This is a genomic window from Photorhabdus hainanensis, assembly GCF_018448965.1.
Classification (GTDB): Bacteria; Pseudomonadota; Gammaproteobacteria; order Enterobacterales; family Enterobacteriaceae; genus Photorhabdus; species Photorhabdus akhurstii.
The window spans coordinates 26,270-49,929 of sequence record NZ_RCWD01000013.1 but is presented as its reverse complement, the minus strand read 5'-3'; the positions used below and the strand labels follow the sequence as shown (position 1 = coordinate 49,929).

Below are 23,660 nucleotides of genomic sequence, written 5' to 3'. Positions count from 1 at the left end.
ATGGCAATACGTCTTAATGAAGATTTGGACGATAGCGGCGAATTGCACGAAATCAACGTCACACCATTTATTGACGTGATGTTGGTGTTATTGATTATCTTCATGGTAGCAGCGCCACTGGCAACCGTTGATATTAAAGTGGATCTACCTGCTTCGTCGGCAAAACCGCAGCCACGTCCAGAAAAACCGGTATTCTTGACGGTTAAGGCTGATCGCCAGCTTTATGTCGGTGATCAACAGGTCGATCATGACACTTTGGCAGCGGTATTGGATCAGACCACCCAATCTAATAAAGAGACAACCATCTTCTTTCAGGCTGATAAAACCGTGGATTATGAAACACTGATGAGTGTGATGGACTCTTTGCGTAAATCGGGCTATTTGAAAGTGGGATTGGTGGGAATGGAAGCGGTTTCATCGGGTTAACTGCCACGGATTCCTCCACTAAATAACCGCGCTGGAGAGCGCGGTTAAGATTTAAGGTGATAATTGGTTTGTGTAATGAAGCATTTGATCAGAGTGGAAAGTGATCATGCTATTCTGGATCGAAATGAAAACATCGAGATGACGTTTGCAGAATTTGTCTGATTATTAAGCTCATAAAGTGAATTATCGTTAGCCAATTCAAGCAGCATTGGCACTGTAATTTTCAGACGCTTTGCTAATGCTTCAATATCAATACAAACATCATTAATAAGCACTTTTATTGCTCGATGAAATAATTCAGGTTTTTCATGGGGAATAAGATAATCCTCTTTTTCCTCAATAGCTTCTCCCTTACGTTTAAGCCCTAAAAAAGCCGTTTTGTATTGCGTATCGCTTAAAAGGGAAAGCTGATGCGCCCGATAAATAATTGCGGCTTTACTTACTTTCCAGGTTAACTTGAACTCGCTTAGACCTCGCCAATTGATTCTCCCGCCTATCGGGGCAGGGAAATATTTAGCCATTGCACTTCGTGGTAAATCTACACTATTACGGCGAAAGAAGCCTGATTTTTTGGGATTTTCTGGGTCATCAGTAAAAAAACGAAGCGGGATTGTTTCTATTTCGATGGTCGTATCCATACCAGGATTAGTTAGTTTCAGCCAATCATAAGTACCTTTCATGCAGAGCTGGATAAGACATTGCCTTTGTCGGCCAAATGTACAGGTACCTCGGGTATAATTATCATCTAATGGTGTAGAAAGCTGCTCATAGGTATGATCAAGCACATTGAGTTAATTCTTTTGCAATGATACTTAAACGTTCTTCACTTAACTGCGGATGAAATTCCCAAGGGTAGCGGATGTTTGGCATTTGCTGTTTTCTCTAAAGGTGCAAAAATTCAAGTTTGTCAATCTTGATGTTGGTGCAATTTTCCAATTTTGTCAATCTAACATCATCTAAATTGTTTTTTGATGTACTTCAAATCGAACAAATCATATGGTTGTTTATTACCATTTATGTTTATTTCTTTTAGTTAATTGCCATCTAATCCCATTTAATTTCCACTTCTAACTGGAAAAAATTGGCCTCCAAAGAGTGAATTAAAGAGAGTAAAGTGATTTTATTGGGGAAAATAGGTAATCGATAAATATCTATGATATCAATGCGGCGAGCAACATTGAGCGCAAGGGCGCATCAGCATTACAGGCGGCGGTTCTGCCTAAAGCCAATTTTCCTTGTTGCCGATGTAGTTGATAGACCGCATTTGCCAAAATTCTCCCTCCAGATGCCCCTGGTGGGCGGCCCAGAGAAATGGCTCCTCCATTACAGTTAACATGAGGAGCATCTCATTGAATTTTAGTAAAATCCGCCGTAAACCCTCGCCCAATGCGGGCGGTGATATAAGGCGAAAAGCCCGTAGGGCTTTCAGGTTATTAACCCTCACGCTCATTGGCAGCCCGGGGGACACGGCCAAAAAAAGCGGTTAAAATACATCAACTATCCCGATGAGCGCTGATGATGTTAAGAGCCACCAAAGTCCGCATTTACCCGACACCCGAACAGGCTGATTATCTCAATGCTCAGTTCGGTGCGGTTCGTTTCGCGTACAACAAGGCGCTCCACATCAAGAAGCACGCTTATCAACGCCACGGGGTGAACCTCAGCCCTCGTAAAGACCTCAAGCCCTTACTGTCAGTGGCGAAAAAATCCCGCCGGTATGCCTGGCTCAAAGCGTATGACGCCATCGCCTTGCAGCAGGCGGTGATTAACCTCGATATGGCGTTTTCCAACTTTTTTAATCCGAAGCTGGAAGCGCGCTTCCCGGCGTTCAAACGCAAGCATGGCAGGCAGTCCAGCTATCATTGTGTCGGGGTGAAGGTGCTGGACGGGGCAATAAAAATACCCAAGTTATCGCCGATAGAAGCCCGTCTGCACCGTGAAATGACCGGAGAGGTGAAAAGCATGACCCTGAGTCGTTCAGCCACCGGCAAATACTACGCCTCGATACTCTGTGATGATGGCATGGCCGCGCCCGAGAAGCCCTCTTTGATAACCCAGATGACAGGTTTGGATATGGGATTATCTCACTACGCTATCAAATCCAGCGGAGATAAGATGGCCAATTCCCGTCATCTTATCAATGCCGGCCGTAATCTGAGGCGTAAACAGAAGGCCCTCTCCCGGAAACAAAAAGGCAGCGCCAACCGCCGTAAAGCACGACAGAGGCTTGCCGCCGTACACGAGCGGGTAGCGAATGCTCGCGCCGATTTTCAACGCAAACTCTCCCGAACAAGGGTTGACGAAAACCAAGCGATCATTGTTGAGACGCTGAAATCGGCCAACATGATGAAGAATCACCACCTTGCCCGCGCTATCGGGGATGCGGGCTGGCATGGCTTCATCAAGAAACTGGAATACAAAGCCGCAGCGGCAGGCGTCCATCTGGTCAAACTGGATCAGTGGTTCGCCAGTTCGAAAACCTGCCATTGCTGCGGTCACAAAATGCTGGAAATGCCGCTGCGTAAGCGGCTTTGGCAATGCCCTTTCTGTCGAGTCGAACATGACCGCGATATCAATGCGGCGCTCAACATCGAGCGCAAGGGCATAACAGAATTACAGGCGGCGGGACTCGTCGTCTCTGCCCGCGGAGGCCAGCGTAAATCCGTCATAAAGACGGTGGCGGCCTGAGAAGTGGGAAGCCTCGCCGTTTTTACGGCGGGGAGCAGTCACGAGCGGTATAGAGAAAGAAATTGCCTGGATTGGCTCTTCTTATGAAGATTTGTTAGCTTTCCCTACAGATGCACGTAAAGACGCAGGCTATCAGCTTCATAGAATACAGCATGGAGTAGATCCTGAAGATTGGAAACCCTTTTCTGACATCGGTTCTGGCGTAAAAGAAATATGGCTAAGAGGCAGTACAGGTATTTATATTGCTAAATTCGATGAAGCTATTTATGTATTGCATAGTTTTCAGAAAAAAACTCAACAAACGAATAAACATGATAAGGATATTGCTAAAGTACGATACAACGCAGTTATTCAGCAGCGGAGAAATATCAAATGACCACTAAAATTGACACTGAAATTCGTAAGGTAACTCCAACCGGACATAATATATTTTCTGAGTTAGGTTTTACTGAACAAGAGGCTCAGCAACTTCATGCAACCTCTTTACGAGAAATAGAAAAGATACTAAAAATTAAAGAACAGTTAATGGAGGAAATTACTTTATGGATTGTGGATAAAAAAATGAAACAAGCAGAAGCAGCAACTGTGTTAAACATTTCTCGTCCAAGAGTATCTGATGTTGTGAATAAAAAGGTAAATAAATTCACTATTGACGCATTGGTTAATATGTTAACCCGTATAGGGAAGCCTGTTCAAATTACGGTGGGTTAAGACCCACACATTGAAGTCATTAGGGTAATTCAACATAAGAGGCATTTAGAATGGGTGCCTCTTGGTATTTGGTATTTTAAAATGATTCAACCTTTTGGCTCAATATTGTTGAATATTTCTTTGGCGAAAAATACTTTATGATCTTTATTAACGTTATTTATAATCGTTATTGAAAAAGAGACTTTCTGAGATTATTTAGTCGAATTCTCCTGATTATATATTAATGATTTTATGCGATATTATTTAATATAACTCACTATATGATTTTATTGGGTGTTTTTTACTGTTGTTATTAATATCAACTTCTTATTGAAGTATAGGTTATTTGGTGCTTATTTTGTTAAATAAATCACAGGTTGGATTATTGGCGGAAGTAATTATATCTATGTGATTGTTGATTGCTGTAATGAATTAAAATTAACAGAAGGTAATTTTAAGATATAGTTAAAAATAATATTTAACTATTCTCTAACTATTCTATTCATTTATTGTTGTTGAGTTGTCAGAGAAATATATTTATTCTCTGGTATTATTCTTATTTATATAAATGTCATTTATTAATGAATATAGAGGATAGAAGTTTATTATGACTAAAATTTTTTCATTCAATAAAAATCACCGGGATTTATCAGCGGGTCATCATTCATGTCTTAAAGAGGTTAATGGTGTTAATGGTGTTCCTAAATCTTTGTTGCCGGGTTTTCCTGATTTAGATGATCAATTCAATCAGATGGGAATTACCCATATCCGGTTGCATGATGGTTTTGGTATTGGCGATATGGATAATTATTATCAGGTGGATAGAGTCAATGATCGAAATCAAATAATTATTAACGTGCCAGAAGAAAATAAATCTGCGGCTAAGAAATTGCTCACTGATATTGCAAATATCAGAAGTATTTTTCCCAATGCGGCTGCCGGGATGAGAAATAATGATATTAGTCTTGCATTAAAAGAGGCTAATTATAAAATGACTGACGCTTATCTGCGCGACATTATGAATAATAAAGCTGATCTAAACCCAAATAATATTCAGCGACAAATCATGTTTCGTATTGGACGTAGCGGTGATGGTGGTTATGAAATACCAGAGGATTTTGATATTTATGCCATATTGGTCAGCACGTTGGTGAATCGCTACGCTTTAAACTACGCCCGAATCGGTTTGCCAAGAAAAATAACCTACTGGCAGATTTGGAATGAACCTGATTTATATTTCTTTTGGAATAATAACGATCCTGAAAAATATTATTCATTATATGCTAAAATTGCAAGAATAATTAAAGCTGTCGATCCTTCGGTTAAAGTCGGTGGGGCGGGTATTGCGTTTGCTGATAGAGGAAAAGAAGATTATCTTGATGGATTTTTGAAATATTGTAGAGATAATCATGTGCCGTTGGATTTTTATTCCTGGCATGGATATGTTGAAACCGGAGATCCGCAAAATATTATTGATGTGGGGAATGTGGTGCAAAAAAGTTTGCATACTTATGGTTTTACCGATACAGAAAGTTTTTGTACTGAATGGACTTCTTGTCCTATTGGGACAAGAAATACCTATTCAAAATTACAAGGTATTAAAAATGCGGCATATATTACTTCCACGTTTATTTATATGCAATATATAAAAGTCGACAAAGCTTATTATTATCGGGGAGATGGATCATCTTTTGGTTTGTTTAATAATCAGCCCAATCCTAAAAATCCAAGTGTTAAAAATTTCTGTACCTATTCATCTCAATCCTTTTACCTATTTGCCAGAATGTTCGAAACACCTTATATTTTAAGTGGTAATAGGGATTTCTCCACGGGTTTAACTGTTTTGGCAGCCGAGAATATCGAAGGTAATAAAATAAATATCCTTGCCGCAAATTATAAAGTTGATAAGAGTCTTGCCGATGGTAATGCGGCTCCTGATTATTTATATCAACAATATTATCTTGATACTAGCCGATCATTGAATCAATTAACAGATACCTGGAGTAAGAATAAATGGTTTGGCGGCATTGATCCGACAACTATTCACGTTGATAATGCGGTTGTGCAACGTGAACCTGTTAAGCCATTTCCAGGTGATAATATGTTGAGAACTAAAAGTCGTGATTATACTGATAGCGACCAGGGTGTTACCGTGGTAATTAACCATATAGGTTATAAAAAATTTAAAGTCAAAGCATTCCGTATTCAAGAAGGTGGATCGCTGGCACAAATGACGCCACCGGAAGTGACTAACCAAATTAATGTGTCTATAGCTCATAATAAATTAACGCTAGTGGATAAGGGAGCGAAGCCTGCAACAGTAACGTTATATTCATTAGAGCTAAATAATGATTAATTTTATATGCAATGGAAATATTGGAATAAATTATTTAATCAATGAAGATTAAATGATTTTAATATGACAGGCTCTGAAAAGAGCCTGTTTGATAACAGCTAATTGAATTATATGTATTTTATTTGGAATTAAGGTGATTTTTTATGGCTGAAAATATGCTTGTAATATGTGTTAATGATCTTTTTTACGATATTTTAAAATATAATTTATTCTCTATATGATTTTATTGCGTGCTATTTTATTATTGTTATTAATATCAGTCTGGGTTGATTGGTATATATTTTTCCACTTTAATACTTTTGTGGTTAAATAAATCACAGAGTCAATTTCACTATAGGAAATAATTGTGTTAATGTAATTGTTTGTTTAATTCAATAAATTCAAAGTAATAGATGGTAATTTTAGATGTAGTTAAAGGTGATATTTAATTATTATCTAGGTCTTCCATTCATTTATTGTTATTGAGTTGTCAGAGGAATGTATTTATTCTTTGATATTATTTTGGGTTTATAGGGATACAATTTTTTAATTAATATAGAGGATGTTATGACTAAAATTTTTTCATTTAATAAAAATCATCGAGATTTATCAGCAGGGTATAATTCACGTCTTAAAGCGGTTAATGGTGTCAACGGTCTTCCTAAATCGATAGCTCCAGGTTTCCCGGATTTAGATAATGAATTTAATCAGATGGGAATTACCCATGTTCGGCTCCATGATGGCTTTGGTATTGGGGATATAGATAATTATTTCCAGGTGGATAGGAAAAACAATCAAGATCAAATGATTATCAATGTGCCGGAGGAAAAGAAACCTGCGGCTAAAAAGCTGGTTGCTGATATTGCAAATGTCAGAAGTATTTTTCCTAATGCGGCTATCGGAATGAGAAATCATGATGTGAATCTTGCATTAAAAGATGCCAATTATGAAATGACGGATGCTTATCTGCGTGATGTTCTAAATAATCAAGCAGATCTGAACCCAGATAATATTGAGCGACAACTCTTTTTTCGTATTGGGCGTTCACTTGATGGCGGTTATGAAATACCAGAGGATTTTGATGTTTATGCAGCATTAGTTAAAGCTTTGGTGAATCGTTATGGTGTAAACTATGCGTGTATTGGGTTGCCGAGAAAAATAAGCTATTGGGAGATTTGGAATGAGCCTGATTTGCTATTTTTCTGGAATACGGATGATCCACAAAAGTATTATCAATTATATGAAAAAGTAGTGAAAGCAATTAAGGCTGCTGATCCTGATGCTAAAGTGGGAGGGGCAGGTATTTCGTTTAGTAATCATGCAGGAGGACATTATATCGATGGATTTTTCCGATATTGTCGGGATAGCCATGTACCGTTAGATTTCTTTTCTTGGCATGGATATGTTGATACTGGAGACCCGCAAAACATTATTGATATGGGTAATACCATTCAGAATAGTTTGCATATTTATGGTTTTACCAAGACGGAGAGTATTTGTACTGAGTGGAACTCTACTCCTTTTGGATCGAGAAATACATTTACCAAAGTACAGAGTCCAAAAAACGCGGCATATATCGCCTCTTCATTGATTTATATGCAATATACCAAAGTTGACTTGGCTCATTATTATCGTGGGGATGGTTTATCTTTTGGTTTGTTTAATGATCAACCTAACCCTAAAAATCCAAATGTCAGAAATTTCTGTACTTATTCAGCTCAATCTTTTGGTCTTTTTGCCAAGATGTTGAAAACCCCTTATATATTAAGTGGTCAAAAGGATTTTTCAACCGGTTTAACGGTTTTGGCTGCTGAAAATAAATCGGGTAATAAAATTAATATCCTGGCGGCAAATTATAAAGTGGATAAGGGTTTTTCTGATGGTAGTGTAGCTCCCATTCCTGCGGATTTATATCAACAATACTATTTGGATACTAGCCGAACATTAGATCAATTAACGGATACCTGTAGTAAGAATAGATGGTTTGGTGGTGTTGATCCGACAACCATTCAATCTAATAATGCGGTAGTGCAAAAGGAGCCGGTGCAACAACTTCCATTAGATTCTCTTTTAAGACCTAAAACTCGTGATTATACTCATAGTGACCAGGGAGTTACTGTGGTGATTGATCATATAGGTTGTAAGAAATTTAAAGTCAAAGCGTATCGTATTCAACAAGGCGGATCGCTGGAACAAATAACACCACCTGAGGTGACTAGTCAGATTAATGTGTCTATAGCTAATAATAAATTAACGTTGGTTGATAAAGGAGCGAAACCTTCAACGGTAACACTGTATTCGTTAGAGCTAATTCATCATTAATTTATATGTAGTGAAGATATTAGGGTAGATTATTTTATCTTTATGTTAATAATTGGAGAGTAAATTTAGACAGGCTCTTATAAGATCCTGTCTCATAATGGTGAATAATTTATTGTAATAAGGTCAATTATGAATAAATAGGTATTTGTTATTAATGGCTTAATAGTGGTTATCTTTCTATGTAATTAGATTGTGTTTAAAAATAATATTTTTATGGCGCTTATTTGGTTAATAAAATGATAGGTGTTATTATATGTATTACAATTTTATTGAATTAAACCATATAATAAATTTGGTTAAAAGTGAGATATATTATTAACGCTGGTTTTACCCAGCGTTAATAGTTCGTATATTCAATAGGTTTGTAAGAGATTATTCTGGATAAAAATCTTGAGATAAAATTAGCTCCATATCCCAAATGCAGGATTCAGGAAAAACATCCAGCCCGGTTTCATCAGCAGCGCTTGCAACTGCATCGGACCATGCGTCGTCTAACCACTCTTTATCTGCCAGACATCCTTTAAGGCTTGGCGTCTTATCAATACGCCGCAATAGAGATTTTCGTTGCTCTTTGATGGTTCTTTGCCAACTGGAGCCGCGACGGCCTGGCTGAAATTGCCACTTTAGAAGGTGAGCCAGTAGAACGGCCAGCCGACTTGCTAGTTCGCGTTTTTCACTTTTACCCACGTCTTCTATCTCCTCGGCAATGTTTTCTATATCTATCTGACTCAGCTTACCGCTACGTAGTAATGCTGCCTGTTCATTAGCCCAAGCTACCACGTCGGTTTCATAACGGGTTCCCATGGAAGCCTCCGATTTGGATTATGTGTACAAAATGAATAAATTCGTTCTGTATGCAGTGTGTCAAAGAATTATGGTGCCGTCAAAACAGGGACATCATTGAAAGATAGGAATTGGTTACTTTTCACTATATTGTGGTGATTTTTTAAATCTACCCCTTTTTCTGTCAAACGATAGCGTTGTAATGGGCTGCTAGGTTTTTCTGGATGGCTCATTTCAATTAACTCTGCTGCCAGTGCGGGTTGCAAATAACGCTGTCGGAATGAATTACGATCTTTTAATCCAAGTGCTGATTGCAGTTGCCCACGGTTCATTTCTCCTTCCAGTACCATAATTAGTTGTTTAACTTGTTGGGTAGCCTGATGGGTAGCCTGATGGGTAGATGTCAGAATTGCATCACGGATCATGTGCAGCATAAACTCAATAAACGGTGCACAATCAACGAGTTGGCTACTGAGATTAATTGCTTGATAGTAATGAGCTTGATGTTCATGAACCAGACTTTCAACGGGAATAAATTCAAATAATGGATTCCAGTGGCTTAAAATCAATGTTTGCCATAACCGGCCTATTCTGCCGTTTCCATCGGCAAATGGATGAATGAATTCAAATTCGTAATGGAAAATGCAACTGGCAATAAGTGGATGAATATCAGTAGAGCCTAACCAGTGAAAAAGGTCACCCATTAGCTTTGGAATCCGGTTTGCTTGTGGAGCCATATGAATGACTTTTTCTCCATCCATTACACCGACGCCGCTGTGTCGATAACTGCCGGCATTATCTAGCAACCCCTTCATCAGAACATAATGGGCTTCCAGTAAGTTTTGCTCTGATGTGAAATACCAATGGTTGAGCTTTTCATAAGCCAAGATAGCGTTACGCGCTTCTTGTATTTCTCTGATAGGTGCAATAACTCGCTTTCCTTCAATAATGGCTGCGATTTGGCTTGCATCAAGTAAATTACCTTCAATTGCCAGTGAGCCGTGAATTGTGCGTATCCGATTGATACGTCTTAATCTCTGGGCTTTTATTTGCTCCTGTTCTGTGCTTAACCGCCCGATATTCTCACTGATTTCAGCAACTAACTGGATCATTTTAGCTGTAATTGAGAAAGGCGGTTGATAGCCTTTTTTAACTGAATTCATTGAATACCTAATTGGATTTGTAGGATTACGGTAAATAGCTTTAATTCTGTTATTTAGTTTTGGAATGCGTCGGTATTATCGCCAGTAAGGTGATACTGAGCAACAGACTGGCGATTGTTACGAGGGTTGTCTGATTATTTCCCTGCAAGCACACCATACATTAATGGCATACGAGGCATTCCTTCCGGCTGTACCATTTTTCCGCCACCGATATTACGCATGCCTTCAAATCCACTCCATCCATTTGAGTAAGGGTATTCATTGAACTGTTCAATTCGTAATCCTGCTTGTATCAGAGCATTGAGTACTTCATTGATTCCCCAGTAAAATTCATAAGTATAGTGAGGGTTCTGGAAATCTTTAACACCTTCTTCTATCACTTCACCTGGATAGAGGGTTTCGACGGATTTAGCAACATAATCGTGAACTCCGCCTTCATCAATGACTGCGCCTTCCCTGAAATAGTCATAATGAGGCTTCCATTGCGCATTAAAATAGAGGGAGAACGGATGAAATTCAATCAATACAAATTTTCCCTCTGGTGTTAATAATTGTGAAATAAGTCGGGCCCAGTTTTTTAGGTCAGAAATCCAAACTAATACACCATAAGAACAGAAAATCCGATCAAATTTCAAATTTTCTGTAATGGCTTGTTCCATCCAATCAAAAATATCAGCTCGGTGGAATAGGGCCGGAATGCCACTATCGCTGGATAGCTGACGGGCGAAATTAATTGCTTCATCAGAAATATCAACCCCAGTTACATTGGCGCCATATTTCACCAGACTTAAAGTATCCTGACCAGAATTACATTGCAGGTGTAAGATATTTAGATCTTTTATATCACCTAGTAGTGATAGTTCCTCTGGATAGAGTGTGTTGCCGCCTTGCCTGAAAAAAGCGGCTTGATCGCCTTTATGACTATTATGGGCAACAGTAGCGGCATTCCACGACAAACGATTTGCCTCATGAAATTTTTTATTCATCTGTTTTTACCTGTGTCAGATTGAGGATAAACTCAAGTTTTTCGTCAAGATATCCTGCCTGTGTTAGATGAGGGAGAATTAAGACGTTTTTGACTAAAATGAGAGTTGTATTTCGATATATAATAGTAATGTAACTTCATGTAATTATTTATTTTTATATTAAAGTTTGTTTATTGTCAAAACAATATTGCCATAAAAAAATTAAAATTGTTGTATATATTTTAATAACAATTAAAAAAACCACTTTTGGTAAATTATAGGTTAATAATATAACTTTAGTTACATGTTACATTTAATAATATTGTTTACTCTAATTTTTTATAGAGATAAGAGTGGTTAAACGGATAAATCAATATGGAGTTATGGAGGATATACGCTTGGCATGGGAACATAGATCTTAGCTGATAAAGGTTAACTTTTGCGGTAGCTTCGTATTGTACTAGGATGGATGGCGGTTTTTGCTGAAATAACGTTACGTGCTTCCTTTATTTCGTTGATTAATGCGATGGCTTACTTTCCAATTTTGAATTGATTGTTCTCAAAATGATTTTTTCAGAGTAAATTAAAGAAATATTGCTGGTAGTGTGAAAAGGGGGGCTTTTTAAAAAATATCTGGCCTTGAATTGAGGAAGGCATAAAATACCGCTTTGAAAAATAGTTCAAAGCGGCAAATAGTATTAAAAATTGAGGTTATTTTTCCGCTTCACCACCCAGCGCTTCAATGGTGCTTTTAATCAGCGCACTCAATTCGCCGGTCATTAGAATAAAGTCAGCATCAAACCGTTGGGCAAAATCTTCCCGATCAATGTCATCATTTTGTTCACGCAGAGTATCACTGAATTTTATGCGCTTGAAAGCGCCATCATCTGACAACATAAATTGAATACGCTCTTCCCAATCGAGCGCTAATTTGGTGACACATTTGCCAGCTTCTATATGAGTAGCGATTTCATCAGAAACCAAATCTTGTTTTTTACAACGGATCACGCCGCCTTCTTCCAAAATAGCTTTTAATTCGGCTTCATCCATTAAAGCAAAACCTGCTGGCAGATCACCGGAACGTACCCATTCTGTCAGGGTTAATTCTATTGGGTCTTTAAATGTCAGGGGAACAACGGGTAAAGAACCCAAGCTTTTTCTCAATAATGCCAAATTATCTTCGGCCCGTTTAGCACTGGCAGCGTCAACAACGATCAGATTGTTGGCGATATCGATCCAAATATAAGTTTGGCTGAATCGGCTAAATGCCCGTGGTAGCAGGGTATGCAATATTTCATCTTTCAGAGAGTCTTTCTCTGTTTTTTTAAGTTTGCGATGTTGTTCTCCTTCCAGTTTTTCAATTTTTGCCTGTAGTGCTTGTTTGATAACAGGTGAAGGCAACATCTTTTCTTCTTTGCGGGCGCAAATCAGAATTTGGTTATTAGCGACATGGGTAAAGGCGTCACTGTGTGAACCCATTGGCGGTACCCAACCTGTTTTCGCCATATCTTGACTGCCACATGGGGTGAATGCTAACGGACTCAATTGTTTTTCCAGTTCATCCGCAGAAAGTGAAATTTCCCGGTTTAAACGGTAAATCATTAAATTTTTGAACCACAACATAAAATTACCCCATATTTTTGCTCAATAAATCGGTGAGCGTGACCAACATAAGGTAGCATAATAGCGAATCCTAGGGATAAGCCCTAGTATCTTGTGTCAATTATCTTGATTGACGGTATCGTGATTGTATTAAGCGCTAAGACACGCCGTGCTTACTTGTGGAAAGTACGGCGCGGTCAGGTCATCCGTTGAAATAAGAGGATTCACCGGAGTGGTTTAAATTCCCGCTTGAACGCAGCGACGTTTTTCACCTTTTGGCGTGGGAAGAGGATCAAAGGGTTCAATTAAATAGTGGTATATATCACGCTGTGGCAATGTACTGCCGCTAATCCGATTTCCTTCATACCAAAGGCATGAAGCCGCCGGCCCTTGACCGCCATAGGGAAGATAACCGTGTTCTTCCAGATGTAAATCAGTATTGCTCAGAATACTATCTGGTTGGTGAAGGCGTTCGCTGAGTTGATGATGGATATAGTCACTGGTGCCAAACAGAGATATATACATCGCATTAGCAGAATACAAAGGATCAGAAAAATAATGGATTAAATCTTGATCTTGATAATATCTTTGTAAGAAGAAAACCGGGGCAAAAAATTCTTTATAATTACCTCCTAATGATAATTCTTTCTCGAAAACCGTCGGTTTTATCATGCCATTGATGGGATTAACTTCTCCTCCATAGGTGCAATAGGGTCTATTTACTTTAAATACTGAAGCAATTTTTATACTGTGATCGATATCGCTATTGGGACCGACAATATTTTTATAGTCACTATAAGGTCCAACTCTATCTTCAATATTCTTCAAATCAGAGATTAATCGTTGCTTGAATAAATCGTATATATCATTGTGTACTAATATAGCATTTGGACCCGCGCAATCCTGCCCTTGATTGTAAAGAACGACGCGCTTCGCACTTTCAACGGCCAGATTAATGTCCGCATCTTTTGAGATAATAAGTGGATTATGACCGGCGCCATTAAGAATAAATAAGGTGTTTTTTCTAAAATGTTTACGGACTTTGAGTGCGTTCTCTGGCGTTCCCGTAAAGATTACCGCATCCGTTATTTTTACTCGTTGACTTAAAAATAACTCTTTATCTTCATAAGAAATAGATAATGTCGGAGAAAATTCGGATAAATTAATAACCTCCTCAAATTTTCTGTAATGTGTATGCATTGCTGTCGGCGGGCGTATGCATACGTTTTCCGCCATAAGTGAAGGGATAAAACCAAAACATACGGAAGCGTAAATGGGTTGATTAAGTGGGAGGAATGATGTGACGCCATAAATTTTCTTTTTGAAATACGCTCTGTTGTTCTCAATATTATTCAAGACGTCTATTGAACGGAGAATTTCATCTTCGGTGACGTTTTTACATTGATAGCCAGAGAGTGCTTCAACTAGCGCCTCGCGATTCTTCTGTAAAGCTGAGGAAAGTTCATCACATTTTTTCCTGATTTCGGTGAAGTTAATTTTACTGTATAGCTTAGTCATATATATTTGGTCCTCCTCGATGCTATTGTTTATTAATCTCTCTTTTTGAGATCTGTTAATTTCGTTATTAACGATATTTTCCTCATTTTTTTGATATGAAATTTTATATGGGTTGTTAAAATGGGTTAAAATATGCTGCATGCAATTTAAATCTAACCATGTTTTAATTCGTGGGCCTTTGGTATCGCCAAATAACCCTCGATAGAGCAAAGACCATATTTGGGATGGTTTATCATCTGAAAAATGGTCTTCATATGTACTGATTATGCGCTGGAAAAGTTGATCTTTGGTGGATATTTCTCTTGTACTTATTAAGTCGGCAATGGCTGAGAAATACTTTTCTTCTTTAATGTTTTGTAATCCTTGGTTTTTGTGTTTGCATGTCCTGATATAATAATGATAACTGATTTCTAATTCCTGATCTGAAATGGATTCTCCGGGTTTTTTATAGCGATTTAGAAAACTTTCAGCAGCGAGTTTACTCGTCGGTTTTGAAGCGTGTAATATTCTTGCTATCTTCGAAAAAGATAATCGTTTTCTATCTTTTTGCGAAATATTAACTTGATCATTAAGATGTGGCGCCAGCGCGACATAAAATTTAGACGATCTCTGCGGCTCTTTTGAGAGGTAAGTGCGAATTGCGTCTCGTGTAAGCAGATGGCGAATATCATCCAAAGAGAAACTATTTCCTTTCGACTTCGATATTTTTTTACCTGAATCATCAAGGAAAAGCCCATATTTGTAAAAACGTGGAATCGGCCTGTTTAATGCTCCCGCGATCTGGCGAACAACAGCGGCAGAAGCCAGCAGATCTTCACCATGCATTTCAAAATGAATGTTTCTGGCAAGGAGGCGCATACCCCAGTCTGCTTTCCACTGGAGTTTAGATTTACCGTTCAGTACCGAAATAGTTTGCTCTTGATCTAATATCTCATTTTTATAGAATTCCCGAATTTCTACGCCATATTCATAACCGGGTTTATTAATGACTTCATCACCAGGTATGTAATAGGTTATTTCTCCCGACGCAGGGTTCACGCCTGTGACTATGATGTGCTCAAGTACCGCCCCGGTTCTTTCAGAAATGGGCATGATCATGCTGTAGGTTCTTTGTCTTAAAGATCCCGTCGATTCCTTGCATATTTGGTTTAGCACTGAGAAATTTTGCAGGAATAGTTTAATTACGTCATTGTAATCGCCATTTTGATAGGCTAAAGAGTTTCTGATTAGCTGACACTCTATTTCATATTCTGCGGCGAGCTTCATGAGTTGATATTCCGCCATTTCTGAGAATGACGGGAAATTGCCGAAAGGGTCCGGCACCTTGCTTATCGGTTGGCCTAGATAAGGCGTTAATGTTTCAGCATTTGGAATATTCAAAGGCACTTTTCTGAAAGGGTCCAAATCATCTGAAATGAGATAAAAATTAACTGTTCTGCCTGCTTTCTCCAATTCGGTTTTGATGAGATTGGCACGGAGGATTTCACACAGGGTTCCTATGTGTGGCAGCCCTGTTGGTCCAAAACCCGCTTCGATATTGATTGATTCCTTATAGGGGATAGCCTGATTAATTTCGAGGGCTTCCTTGAGATACCATTTCATTTGCAGTTACCTCCATCATAATGTTTTGATTATTTTAGGGTTAATGGTGATGAATAAAGACGGTAGAGGTGTTATCAACTTGTCAGGAAATCCTCAGTAATCCTGATGAGAAAAAATGCTTTAAAATGTTAGATTATTTTATATTTTTTGTTTTGATATCAGCGATTAACCTTAAAACTTCTTTAAAATGAATGAACAGTTAACGCTAGCTCTCGCTAATTAACTATTACTATAAACTTATTCTAAGTTCTTTCGGCTCTACTGGAGTGCTGAAATGATAAAGTTTAATGATTCTGTTTATAATGTTAAATAAAATTAATGTAATTATTGTTTCGGGTCAAGTGGCTAACATAAATTTTTTTATTTTCTCTTCATTGCTGAATGGAGTGAGATGGTGGAGACATTGATAAATGCGTCATGTTGAGTAGAAAAGTCATTTGTAGGAATTTTTAGTATAGCCAAATTTATCTATGAAATATAAAGTTAAAAATATATTTTATTATTTTTCTTTTATATCAATAACATAAGTAATATTTATAATTTGTTGTAAAATTTAATTTTCAATTTTGTTGTTTGTTTTTGATATTGTTTTTTTAAATTTAAAGTTTAATTCATAGAATGAATTTTTTATTTTTAACATGTCTGTTATATATATTTTATATTTATAAAAAATAATAAAGCTAATTTTAGATTAATTTTATGTAAAATAAATAATATTATTTTTTATTGTTTTTAATATTTTATGGTTAAAATGAATTTATATTAAAGCTAATTATTAAATCTTTAATCTGTTAAATAATTTTTTCATAAATAAGATAATTAATGAAATTTAATTAAAAAGATAAAGTTACCTGACAATGTGATTATTATCACAAATAATTGTAATTATTTGTGTGTTTAACGATGTAATTGTGCATTTTCTCACGAAAATAACTTTTGTTTTTATTTATTATATACTTGCAATAGACTGCATGGTGAAAAATTACATCGAAATATTGAAATGTTAAAGAAATAACCTTTTTAACTAAACATTTTCAGTTATTTAGATGTGAATTAACAATTATTTTACAATTAAATGCCGTAAGAATTTATACAAGTAGACCTAATATGGATAATAATTAATTTCTTGAAAATATTTTCAATTCGTTAGTAATCTTATTTTATACAGTAATGTTGTGAGTGGTATTTATTAGCCTGAATATTTTACCTGACTAAGCAGAATAGAGAGATTTCTGTTCAGAAATAAAGCTAATAATTAAATATGAAGCATTATAGATATTTTATTCTGACTTAATTGAAATGGAACCCTGTTAAAGGGGGCTAAATAGCAGATTTTATCGTGTTAGCGTTAATAAGGAGGGGAAAGATCCTGGCAGAGTGGTATGCGTGAACCACTCTTTACGTGTTAAAAATGAAAAGACCTTGACTATAAAAAAACAGATTTATCTTGTTGGTTGAGATAAACGTTTGCCAATTTCTCAGTACAATAGTCTGCGTTTGTTCGTTGGAACGGCATATGATGACGTAAATAGCGACAATCCAGCTTATGAAAATAAAAAACGGACGGTTCTGGAAACGAGGACTTGTCTGTACTTGTAAGTTGACAGTTAAGGGAGAGCTGATTTTGGGTTCTCTCAAACTAGCCTAAAAAAGAGGTGTGAAATGGTTAACAATGTGTTGAAAGCCTCCACATTAACCTTATTGGTCGCATGTAATGTCCATGCTGCAACAGTTGATTTGCGGGTAATGGAAACATCTGATGTTCACAGTAACCTGATTGACTTTGATTATTTTAAGAATAAGCCTACGGAACAATTTGGTTTGGTACGCACAGCGAGTTTAATTAAAGCAGCTAAAGCGGAAGCCTCCAACACCGTTCTGGTCGATAACGGTGATTTGATTCAGGGTAGCCCACTAGCGGATTACATGGCGGCAAAAGGCATTAAAAACGGGGAATCTCATCCAGTACATCAGTTGATGAATACAATGGGTTATACCGTAGGCAACTTTGGTAATCACGAGTTTAATTTTGGTTTGGATTATCTGAAAAAAGCCATAGCTGGTGCGAAGTTCCCCTATATCAATGCCAACATCATGGATGCGAAAACCGGTAAGAACTATTTCACCCCCTATATTATTGTTGATACGCCGGTGAAAGACCGGGAGGGTAAAAACCATACCATTAAGATCGGCTATATCGGCTTTGTACCGCCGCAGATTGTTATCTGGGATAAGGTCAATCTGGATGGAAAAGTTGTCGTTAACGATATTACTGAAACCGCGAAAAAATTTGTTCCTCAAATGAAAAAAGCGGGGGCAGATTTGATTATTGCTATTCCTCACTCCGGTTTTTCCAAGGAGCCTTATAAGGCAATGGCTGAGAATTCGGTTTATTACCTGAGTGAAATTAAAGGCATTGATGCGATTATGTTTGGTCACTCGCACGGGGTGTTCCCAAGTGAAGAATTTGCAGACATTAAAGGCGTTGATGTTGCCAAAGGTACGGTTAACGGTATTCCGGCCGTTATGCCCGGCCAATGGGGTGATCATTTAGGTGTTGTTGATATGGTTATCGACAACCAGGGCGGGACATGGAAAGTGACGCAGGCGACAGCGGAAGCGCGCCCGATTTATGACAAAGTGAATAAAAAGGCGCTGGTTGAGCGCGATAATGAGTTGGCGCACATTGTCGATCAAGCTCATCAGGGAACACAGAGCTTTGTGGGTAAATTTATTGGCAAAGCTTCCGCCAATATGTATAGCTATCTGGCTTTGATTCAAAGTGACCCGACAGTGCAAATCGTGAATGATGCGCAAGCAGATTACGTTCGGCGTTTCATTCAGGGTGATCCTGATTTAGCGGATATTCCTGTTCTGGCCGCCGCGGCGCCGTTCAAAGTGGGTGGACGTAAAAATGCGCCGGCGGAGTTTGTTGAAGTTGAAAAAGGCGATTTAACCTTCCGCAATGCCGCAGATTTGTATCTCTATTCCAATACGCTGGCTGTTGTGAAGGTCACCGGCGCTGATGTGATTGAATGGCTGGAGTGTTCGGCCGGTATGTATAACCAGATTGATCCAAATTCAACTCAACCACAGTATCTGTTGAACTGGAGCGGCTTCCGTACTTATAACTTCGACATGATCAGTGGTGTGAATTATAAGATTGATCTGACTCAGCCCGCTAAATATGACGTTGATTGCCAGATCATCAATCAAGGGGCGAACCGTATCAAGGAGCTGACTTACCAGGGCAAACCGATCGATCCTCAAGCCAAATTTCTCATTGCTACCAATAATTACCGTGCCTATGGCGGTAAATTTGCCGGCACAGGCGAAGATCACATCGCATTCGCTTCACCGGATGAGAACCGCGCTATTTTGGCGGCTTACATTGTCAAAATGTCTAAACAGAAAGGGATGGTAGAGACTAACGCCGAGAATAATTGGTCAATTATGCCAATCAAAACTGATAAGCAACTGGACATCCGTTTTGAAACGTCTCCAAGTGAGAAAGCGGCGAAGTTTATCAAAGCATTTTCTCAATACCCGATGAAATATTTGGCAAACGATGATATCGGTTTTGCGGTATATCAAATTGATCTAACTGAAAAAAAATAATTTTAACTGTCCTACGCCTGCCCTGATTTGGGCAGGTTTTTATTTGCTTACCATCAACAGGGAAATCATTTCCCATAAGGAATTAAGATGCGTTTTTTTAATTTATTATCAGCAATAGTCGTTTTACTGGTTGTTGGCTGTGCGAAACAACCAGAAGTAACAGGAGTGTCTGACTCGTTAGAGTTTCGAGCAACATTGGAAGAGGGTGCATCTTGTATCTTACCTGCTACTCCGCCGAAAGATTATGACTTCGTTGCCAAAAATGACCGTTATGGTCAGAATGCAACCGCATCGACAGATTATTTCAAACTGGCTATTAGTTATTCTCCAGCATTTTGTAAGGGCAAAGAAAAGAATATTAACCAACTGAAAAGTAGTAACAAACTTGCTGAGGCGCGGCGTGAATATGAAAAATTTAAATTGCAATGTTTCTCCGAAAACAAATTTAGTTGGGTCATTCACGGCTTATGGGCGCAAACCTGCAACGGTAAATCAATGGCGCAGTGCCGTGATTGGTCTGATGTTCGCAAACATCCACGTCTTTGCAAAGGGGATTTGCCACAACTGGATTATCAGGTGATTGAACCTTATCTATGCGCTTCCCCCGGAGCAGATCTGTTGCAAGGCGAGTGGGAAAAACATGGTGTTTGCGCGTTTGCAACGCCAGAGCAATTTTTCAGTAAACAGCAGGAGCTGTTCGATGAGTTGGTGTTGCCGAGTAATCGTCCATCTAATGAACAGTTAATTAAGTTCCTCCAGAAAAATAACCCATCATTGAAGGGAAAAACCGTTCAGATCAATCGTGATGAATTGTACATTTGCTACAGCAAAAATTTCGACGTGATTGATTGTCCAAAGCGTGAGTAATGATTGTTTTCTTTTCTATACAGGAAGATCACAGTGATATGCCTGACCTGCGGTTGCGTAGGTCAGGTTTCTCTTCTTTTTACAGGTTTCCTTTCTTCTTACTATAGTCGATATATCCCTTTCAGGGGATATTTTTTTCTTATCCTTTATAGGGGATAAACTTGAATTTATCCTCTACAGGGTATATTTTGTATTTATCCGTCATAGGGGATAATTATGAAGATCACATCACCAGCAATGCTCGCACTCGCAATGAGAGAGGCCCGCAAAAAAAGCAAATTGACTCAGCGGGAAACGGCTGATCGGGTCGGTATTAAACAGAGCACTGTATCGGGATTCGAGAAGTATCCAGAGGGCAGTAAGATAGAAACCTTGTTCAAGTTACTCTCCGCGTTGGAACTGGAGCTCCATGTATCAGAGCGCGGGAATTCACAAAGAACGAGCACCGGTTGGAAAGAGGAGTGGTAATCGATGAAGGCGTTGACGGTTGCGCTTAATAGTTTTGAGGTAGGAACGCTATTTCGTGATGGCACTGGTGCGATGTCATTTCAGTACAAAGATGAGTGGTTGCTCCTGAATGGCGCTCGTGCCATTTCACTTTCAATCCCTCTTAGCACCCAACGGCATAGAGGCAAAGAGGTATTTAATTTCTTCGATAACTTATTACCAGATTCTGATGCGGTTATTGCCAGGATACAGGCTCGGTTCAAGATACAAAGCAAGCATCCTTTTGATCTATTGGCTAGTGTGGGAAGGGACTGTGTAGGGGCCATTCAGCTTTATCCAGAAGGAGCGGACATCCCTCCCGTCAGTGATATGGTTGGTGAACCGCTCAATGATGATGCTATTATCGAGCTGCTAGAAGGGTATCAAAGCTTCCCGTTGGGAATGACAGAGCGAGATGATTTCAGGATCTCATTAGCCGGAGCTCAAGAAAAAACCGCGCTTCTCTGGCATCAGGAATGCTGGCAACGCCCCCAAGGAAGTACACCCACAAGCCATATCTTCAAACTGCCAATTGGTCGGATAGAGCAAAACAATATTGATCTTAGAGAAAGCTGTGAAAACGAATGGCTTTGCCTAAAGATTGCTAAGGCATTTGGCCTCCCTGTAGCTAATGCCGAATTGGCAACCTTCGGAAAGCTGAAAGTATTGATTGTTGAACGCTTCGATCGCCGATGGTCATCTGATGGGAATTGGCTAATGCGTCTTCCACAGGAAGACCTTTGCCAGGCTTTAGGTATTGCTTCGGCACTCAAATATGAGTCGGATGGTGGACCTGGCATTGCAGACGCCATGAAGCTGTTGCTCGGTTCTCTACAACCAACTCAGGACAGAGAAACGTTCTTCAAGTCTCAGATCCTATTCTGGCTGTTGGCGGCGATTGATGGTCATGGCAAAAATTTCAGTATGTTCATTCAGCCTGAATCAGCGTACAAGATGACACCACTTTACGATGTGTTGTCGGCTTACCCTATTTTTGCGACGAAAGGGATAGCACCGAAGAAGGCCAAAATGGCAATGGCATTACGAGGAAAGAATCGCCAATATAATTGGGCGTATATCCAGCCACGTCATTTTTTATCTACCGCTCAACACGTTGGATTTTCTACTGAGACAGCAGAAAGTCTGATGACGCGGATGGGGGAAATGTCAGGAGCTGTAATCGACCAAGTTGCGCGTGAATTACCCAAAGACTTCCCTAGTCACATTAGCGGTCCAATCTTTGAGGGGCTTGATAAGCAGGCTAAAAAACTCCGTGTTGGATAAATCAGTTACTGGAAAGGTGGTGTGCCACTGTAAGATAACGAACAATTGAATGTGTCTTGAATTTGTATGTAATTCTTACTCTTTCTAGAGGGTGCAATATTAATCTTTTAATTTCTGTTTTTTGGGGTTCCATTCTTTTTCCCTTTCTTGATGTTTTTTTATGAAAAAAATAGCGGAACGTATTAATTGAATCCAAGGATATTAAATAGCTCGGCAAAATAGTCTACCTCTTTGAAGGAACTCAATTCGGTTTGAACGGTTTGGGCAATCGTTAAATCAACACATAACACTAACCGGATCGAATTATGCCTATTATGGCGCTGATATCCCGAAATGAACGGCGTCTGATGCAGAATTCAGAACGCCTTCGAAAAAACATTGCTTGCAGTCTTATAAATTCACGTCAAGCTCTTCTGTCTTCTGTCTTCTGTCTTCTGTCTTCTGTCTTCTGTCTTCTGTCTTCTGTCTCTTTGCCATCTAAGCAACGAATTGATAAAGGGTTTCAAGATCTGATGTTATAGAATATCATCAAAATCAGATCTGAAATTGACCAATTTAGCCGTAACTAGTAACTAACTCAACCAATTTAAACTTGGATCTATCATGACAAATAGAAATGTTATCTGGTTAGTAAGGCCTGTAGGCTATCAGGCCATTTTGAAACGTTGCCCTGGCTGTGAAGTAAAAAAGGAGTTTTATCCAGCCGGCACTTTTAGGGTTAATGCGCAAAAAAAAGTCTTAGATGTGTGGAGTATCTATAAATGCGAAAAGTGTGATTACACTTGGAATATTGATATTTTTTCCAGGATTCATGTCAACAAATTGGAAAGCAATTTGTATGAACGGTTTTTGCATAATGATCAAGATGAAATACGACGGTATGCGTTTGATTATCGCGTATTGGCAAAGAATAGAGCTGAACTCGGCGCGGCTCCTGACTTTATCATCGAAGGTAAAGAGCTTCATGACATTGCTCAAATTCCAGCGGCAGAGATCACAATACAGCTTGAATATCCCATTCCTATCAGATTGATCTCAATCCTGACCAAAAAGCTTGCATTGTCACGTAGTCGAGTGGCTAAACTTGTTGATCAAGGCACTATTCAGGGGGTAACAGAAACGGAATTAAACAAAAAGTTGAAACGCGATATCACTCTTAGCGTTAACGTTAACGATTTATTGCAAGAGTATGAGAGTCATTGTGTCTAGATGACACCGAATTTCCTGGAGATGACATATATACCCTATGGATTTCAAGATGCATCGCGACGGCAAAGGAATGAATCCCCGGGAGCATAGATAACTATGTGA

The 23,660-nt window shown here is 38.7% G+C and carries 17 protein-coding genes and 1 pseudogene; 11 read left to right on the top strand and 7 right to left on the bottom strand.

What is annotated here, in order from left to right; all coding sequences use genetic code 11:
• The gene (exbD, locus tag EAE92_RS10050) at positions 1–426 is read left to right on the top strand and encodes a TonB system transport protein ExbD (RefSeq protein WP_015835631.1); all 426 of its coding nucleotides are present in this window, start codon (positions 1–3) and stop codon (positions 424–426) included.
• 104 nt (positions 427–530) lie between these two features.
• Here exbD and EAE92_RS10045 read toward each other — a convergent pair whose 3' ends face one another.
• Positions 531–1,211, bottom strand: coding sequence for an ImmA/IrrE family metallo-endopeptidase (locus EAE92_RS10045; protein ID WP_246545122.1), 681 nt, complete (start codon positions 1,209–1,211; stop codon positions 531–533).
• Between the two features lie 366 nt (positions 1,212–1,577).
• A pseudogene (locus tag EAE92_RS10035) lies at positions 1,578–1,754 on the bottom strand (hypothetical protein); the annotation flags it as partial.
• A gap of 190 nt (positions 1,755–1,944) precedes the next feature.
• On the opposite strand from EAE92_RS10035, the gene EAE92_RS10030 reads away from it, so the two are divergent.
• The 5 genes from EAE92_RS10030 to EAE92_RS10010 all read left to right on the top strand — a co-directional run bounded on the left by EAE92_RS10030 (position 1,945) and on the right by EAE92_RS10010 (position 8,461).
• Complete coding sequence (locus tag EAE92_RS10030; RefSeq protein WP_214068025.1) at positions 1,945–3,114, top strand: RNA-guided endonuclease InsQ/TnpB family protein; 1,170 nt, start codon at positions 1,945–1,947, stop codon at positions 3,112–3,114.
• Positions 3,115–3,184: 70 nt separating this feature from the next.
• Positions 3,185–3,490, top strand: coding sequence for a type II toxin-antitoxin system RelE/ParE family toxin (locus tag EAE92_RS10025; protein ID WP_214068024.1), 306 nt, complete (start codon positions 3,185–3,187; stop codon positions 3,488–3,490).
• On the top strand, positions 3,487–3,825 hold the full coding sequence (locus EAE92_RS10020; protein ID WP_036808705.1) for a helix-turn-helix domain-containing protein: 339 nt from the start codon (positions 3,487–3,489) through the stop codon (positions 3,823–3,825). The genes EAE92_RS10025 and EAE92_RS10020 overlap by 4 nt, the downstream gene beginning before the upstream one ends.
• 586 nt (positions 3,826–4,411) lie before the next feature.
• Positions 4,412–6,160, top strand: a complete 1,749-nt coding sequence (locus EAE92_RS10015; protein WP_214067978.1) for a GH39 family glycosyl hydrolase — start codon at positions 4,412–4,414, stop codon at positions 6,158–6,160.
• A gap of 546 nt (positions 6,161–6,706) precedes the next feature.
• A complete protein-coding gene (locus tag EAE92_RS10010; protein ID WP_214067977.1) occupies positions 6,707–8,461 on the top strand; it encodes a GH39 family glycosyl hydrolase in 1,755 nt (584 codons plus the stop codon).
• Positions 8,462–8,833: 372 nt separating this feature from the next.
• Here EAE92_RS10010 and EAE92_RS10005 read toward each other — a convergent pair whose 3' ends face one another.
• The 5 genes from EAE92_RS10005 to EAE92_RS09985 form a co-directional block, all read right to left on the bottom strand.
• Positions 8,834–9,265, bottom strand: a complete 432-nt coding sequence (locus EAE92_RS10005) for a DUF29 domain-containing protein (RefSeq protein ID WP_036808713.1) — start codon at positions 9,263–9,265, stop codon at positions 8,834–8,836.
• Positions 9,266–9,333: 68 nt separating this feature from the next.
• Positions 9,334–10,407 (bottom strand): Fic family protein, encoded by a 1,074-nt coding sequence (locus tag EAE92_RS10000; protein ID WP_246545120.1) that lies wholly within the window; start codon positions 10,405–10,407, stop codon positions 9,334–9,336.
• A 134-nt stretch (positions 10,408–10,541) separates the two neighbouring features.
• Complete coding sequence (locus EAE92_RS09995) at positions 10,542–11,393, bottom strand: class I SAM-dependent methyltransferase (protein ID WP_036808718.1); 852 nt, start codon at positions 11,391–11,393, stop codon at positions 10,542–10,544.
• 690 nt (positions 11,394–12,083) lie between these two features.
• A complete protein-coding gene (gene rdgC, locus EAE92_RS09990; RefSeq protein ID WP_105399777.1) occupies positions 12,084–12,995 on the bottom strand; it encodes a recombination-associated protein RdgC in 912 nt (303 codons plus the stop codon).
• Positions 12,996–13,211: 216 nt separating this feature from the next.
• On the bottom strand, positions 13,212–16,094 hold the full coding sequence (locus tag EAE92_RS09985; RefSeq protein ID WP_214067976.1) for an aldehyde dehydrogenase family protein: 2,883 nt from the start codon (positions 16,092–16,094) through the stop codon (positions 13,212–13,214).
• A 1,662-nt stretch (positions 16,095–17,756) separates the two neighbouring features.
• Between EAE92_RS09985 and EAE92_RS09980 the strand changes: the two genes are divergently transcribed.
• The 5 genes from EAE92_RS09980 to EAE92_RS09960 all read left to right on the top strand — a co-directional run bounded on the left by EAE92_RS09980 (position 17,757) and on the right by EAE92_RS09960 (position 23,558).
• Positions 17,757–19,712, top strand: coding sequence for a bifunctional 2',3'-cyclic-nucleotide 2'-phosphodiesterase/3'-nucleotidase (locus EAE92_RS09980; protein ID WP_214067975.1), 1,956 nt, complete (start codon positions 17,757–17,759; stop codon positions 19,710–19,712).
• An 87-nt stretch (positions 19,713–19,799) separates the two neighbouring features.
• Entirely contained in the window at positions 19,800–20,579 is a 780-nt protein-coding gene (locus EAE92_RS09975; protein WP_214067974.1) for a ribonuclease T2 family protein, read from the top strand.
• A 216-nt stretch (positions 20,580–20,795) separates the two neighbouring features.
• Complete coding sequence (locus EAE92_RS09970) at positions 20,796–21,047, top strand: helix-turn-helix domain-containing protein (protein ID WP_046395246.1); 252 nt, start codon at positions 20,796–20,798, stop codon at positions 21,045–21,047.
• Positions 21,048–21,050: 3 nt separating this feature from the next.
• On the top strand, positions 21,051–22,349 hold the full coding sequence (locus tag EAE92_RS09965; RefSeq protein ID WP_214067973.1) for a type II toxin-antitoxin system HipA family toxin: 1,299 nt from the start codon (positions 21,051–21,053) through the stop codon (positions 22,347–22,349).
• A gap of 603 nt (positions 22,350–22,952) precedes the next feature.
• Positions 22,953–23,558 carry a DUF1062 domain-containing protein gene (locus EAE92_RS09960; RefSeq protein ID WP_036808733.1) on the top strand — a complete coding sequence of 202 codons (606 nt, stop codon included), beginning with the start codon at positions 22,953–22,955 and terminating at the stop codon, positions 23,556–23,558.
• Positions 23,559–23,660 lie beyond the last annotated feature (102 nt).